The following is a 2,193-nucleotide window of genomic DNA, read 5'->3' as shown; positions in this document are numbered from 1 at the left end:
GTTTTTTGATTTGCAAATCCATATCTTAAGTACTCATCTAAAGAGTATTCTGGCGTTTTACCAGTTTCGCTACTGTCGTCATCAAGCTTATTTGATTCCACTGAGTGATTTTGAAATTCATACATTATGTGATATGCCGTAACTTCAATAAAAACTTTATCACCTTCAACCTTTGGCGCTGTCTGCTTAATTGTGTATTTTTCACCATGATAAATTATGAAGTTTTCACAAATCAATAAATCAAAAACAAAACTATTATGAGTAGTTCTATAAACTGTAAAGGTGATGTACCTAGCTTCATTCAGTTCATAATATTCTTTAAAAGAACCGTAATCTACATCTAGTAAATTTTCACAAATCAATTCATTAAAATCCATTACTGATAAATGATCATGATAATCCATTAAATCACCTACCTATAAATAAAAGGAAACTTAAATGTAGTTTTAATATCACTGACGTCTCCTTTAATCTTAAATTCATTTTTACCTGGCGCTAATGTTATAATGCCTCTATTTGTATCAATTCCCACTCTGTTTATATCTCGATATGCATACACACCATCTAAAACAAAATCAGTGTTTTTATCTATACTTTTGTTGTACTTAAAAATATCACCTGTTGTATAATTAACCAGTTCAAATCCTCCACTCGCATTTAAATTAATTAATATTTTCAAATCGTGCTTGAATCGTGGATTTATCGTATCAGTAGAACCGTTCCAAATAGTAAATTGATTTGATGTATGAGTATATTTAGGTGTGAAATCAAGAGGAATTCCATTTTCAAACATCCAATTAGAGTCGAATAAGAACTCGCTATCGGTCCAATTAACTGATTCAGAATACCCTTTATAAACATTTAAACTTACTTCAATTTCAGTTGAAGAACCATCTTTTAAATTAGATGTAACATTAGCTGTATTCACTGCATATTTAACACCAGGCATTTGAGAAGTAATAACATAATAAGGATGTCTGCGATTAAACACAGATCTAAACCAATGCTCAAATAAATTTAAATCTATAACATCTATACCATCATAGCCAAACCTTAATACTAATGAAAAAGGCGCAAAACTAATTGCGCCCGGTAAAATACCATCTACTCCGTTAATAGTTACACTGTTATCATTGGTGTTTGGACTTTCAGCCCTTGCATCTAAAAATATAAGCTGATTAAAATCTGTTATTACTTCTTCCTTGTAACCATCTATGATTTTTACAAAAGATTGCATTAATTAGTCAAACCTCCCATATAATTATTTGCATTTGCTCTATGCCCACTTTGTTTTGACAATATTTTTTCTAAACCTCTAATTGCATCATTAGAACCTAAGTTATTATCCTGAGAAGAAACAGTTTGAATCAATGCATCTGTTAATTTATTTCCTTTATCACTTAACATAACAATTTGTTTCAACAATTTTTCAACTGTTGAAGTATCATTATTTACAGTGATGTTATTTGGCTTGCCATCCATACCGATGATGCGCATAACCTGTTCAGTTAATTGAATTGCTCGTTTACGTCTAGTTAAAGGGATAACCATCTCCTGTTTATCTCCTTCACCCACTTCAGCAAGTTGATGCTTTGTAATCAAACCACCATTCGCATATCTTCTTGGACCACTTGGAGACCAACCACCTCTTGGGTTAAACTGTGAGCGCCAATATCTGTTGTTAAAGAACGCTAATAACTGATCGTAACCACTATATATATTGTTGTGACCTCTAACAGCATAATGTCTAAATGTTTGTGGGATATATTGAAGCAATCCTTTTGCTGGATTGCCCTGTAAAACGTTGATGTCTCTAAGCGAACTAGATTGAGTTATACCTGCATTTCCTCCTGATTCGTGTTGAATCAAGCTAATGATATTTCCTACGTCAGCCGAAGTAACATTAACACCCATTCGTTTTGCTGCACGACGTATATCGCCTGCCCAAGCAGATGCAGCCTTATTAACACCTGAACCACTTCGAACGCCACTACCTTTAAGTGACTTCAACCATTTTTCTGGATCTTTAGCTGTATCATTCCCTGGATGCGACCCTTGCATCAATTGGAAATGTAAGTGTGCTCCTCTAACGAAATTACCTGTAGCACCTGATTTCCCTATCAGTTGACCAGCTTTAATACGTTGGCCTTGTCTTGCTAATTGCTTAGATAAATGCATATACCAGTTCCATTC

At 33.7% G+C, this 2,193-nt stretch carries 2 protein-coding genes and 1 pseudogene; all 3 read right to left on the bottom strand.

The genetic code is table 11. The annotated features are described in order from the left end of the window. A pseudogene (locus IDG60_RS11640) lies at window positions 1–404 on the bottom strand (phage tail protein); the annotation flags it as partial. Window positions 405–412: 8 nt separating this feature from the next. After that, complete coding sequence (locus IDG60_RS11635) at window positions 413–1,237, bottom strand: phage tail family protein (protein ID WP_001190533.1); 825 nt, start codon at window positions 1,235–1,237, stop codon at window positions 413–415. Beyond that, the coding region (locus tag IDG60_RS11630; RefSeq protein ID WP_206160723.1) for a peptidoglycan DD-metalloendopeptidase family protein at window positions 1,237–2,193 on the bottom strand (957 nt) is incomplete at its 5' end. The genes IDG60_RS11635 and IDG60_RS11630, both read right to left, overlap by 1 nt.

The sequence above is a fragment of the Staphylococcus sp. EG-SA-2 genome, assembly GCF_017152085.1.
The sequence above is the reverse complement of the archived record's forward strand: the minus strand, read 5'-3'. Positions and strand labels throughout refer to the sequence as shown.

What these genes read in the sequence shown, in the direction of transcription:
- IDG60_RS11635 (WP_001190533.1), bottom strand. Translation starts at nt 1,237, where the DNA reads ATGCAATCTTTTGTAAAAATCATAGATGGTTACAAGGAAGAAGTAATA.